Genomic DNA, 1,665 nt, shown 5'->3' on the forward strand with positions numbered 1-1,665 from the left:
CTTTGGTGACCAACCTTCCTCGAGCTGCTTGATTACGGCTTTTCTCAAGCCGACAAGGCGCACCAGTTTGCGCCGCCGCGCACGTCTTTCGGTCGCCGCTTTTTGAGCAACCACGCCGTAGTATCCGTTCAGTTCCGGCAACTCTTTGTCGAAATAGTGATTGCGCTTGATCTCGCGATACACCGTGGAAACATGCCTGCCGATCTCTGCTGAAATCTCGCGCACAGCAATCTTGGCGTTCAACATGTCTTCTATCGCGCGTCGTTCACGCAGGTTAAGCTCTTTATGCGCCATCTTCCATTCTCCTTGCTTTCCAGCAAGATAGGGGAAATTTCGCAACCCATTTTAGAATGTGCCCGGCTACAATACTTTATCTGATAATTAGGATTATGATAAATGAATTGGCTAGAGCCGACATCCGCTTACGCCTTGGCTAAGGTGGGCATCGCGGACTGAGCTAGTGGGATGAACTGCCTTCCCGCCAAACCGCAGCTATTGTTGTGGGCATAGGTGGAAAGAGAGGAGCATTCTGATGGGTATCGAAGTATTGGGAATTGATCTGGGCAAAACCGTTTGTAGCCTTGCGGGATTAGACGCAACAGGCGCGGTCGTGTACCGCAGAGTGCCCATGAGCTAACGAGACACAGGACGCGCGACTTCCCATCCTGGTCAGGGGCAAATCGAATGACCCATTGAAAGACCGAATACATAGAAACAGGGTCAAAGGGGCATCAACAAAACGGTTACAGGGGAAGGCAGTTCATACATACCCCCCCCGAAATGCGGACACTGACGTAAATTACAATTTACTGTCTGCTGATACTCGACAAAAAGGAGATCAGAGATGTCGAAACGGAAGAACGGGGGTGCGGACGAAAAGTTGGACTATCTTGGAGATAGTTCATGTACAGCTACGAAGATCGAATGCGCGCGGTTGAGCTTTATATCAAGCTCGGCAAGCGTTTGGGGGCCACCATCCGTGAGTTGGGGTATCCAACGAAGAATGCCTTGAAAGGCTGGCATCGAGAGTATGAACGTCGGCAGGACTTGCAAATACGTTCAGCGCCGCGCCCGCCTAAATTCTCGGCGGCACAAAAGCAGGTGGCGTTAGAGCATTATGCAAGCCATGGGCGCTGCGTTTCATGGACGCTGCGCGCTTTAGGCTATCCAGGCCGAGCCACCCTGACGGCTTGGGTGCGCGAGGCGTTTCCTGACACGAAAACGGTCTCCAATGCGACATATGGCCCAGGAAATCACTCTGACGCCGTGAAGCAGGCTGCTGTGGTCGGGCTCTATAATCGCCAAGAAAGTGCCCAGGCCTTGGCCGAAAAGTTCGGAGTTAGTCGGCCGACGCTCTATGCTTGGAAGACTCAGATCCTTGGCCCGGAGGCTCCTGCCATGATGAAACGCAAGAAGAGTGCCCCTTATCCAGAGCTTGAAGAATTGGAACGTCAGCGTGAAGCCCTGCAGCGCGACATCCGCGAGATCCGCGAGATCCAGATTGAGCATGACCTGCTCAAGACTGCGAGTGAAATGATAAAAAAGGAACTTGGCGGCGATCTGCAGGACCTGAGCAATCGGGAAAAGACCATGCTGATCGTCGCCCTAAAAAAACGGTATAAGACACCAGCCCTGTTGGCTCGGCTGGGTCTCGCGCGCAGCTCT

General features: G+C 53.1%; 2 protein-coding genes. One reads left to right on the forward strand and one right to left on the reverse strand.

What is annotated here, in order from left to right:
• On the reverse strand, positions 1–294 hold a 294-nt coding region (locus tag ACTRWK_RS17485; protein WP_037942312.1), incomplete at its 3' end, for a helix-turn-helix domain-containing protein.
• Between the two features lie 609 nt (positions 295–903).
• Here ACTRWK_RS17485 and ACTRWK_RS17490 point away from each other — a divergent pair.
• On the forward strand, positions 904–1,665 hold a 762-nt coding region (locus ACTRWK_RS17490; protein ID WP_462844109.1), incomplete at its 3' end, for a transposase.

It is taken from the genome of Sulfitobacter sp. G5_S2_6_S6, assembly GCF_054968505.1.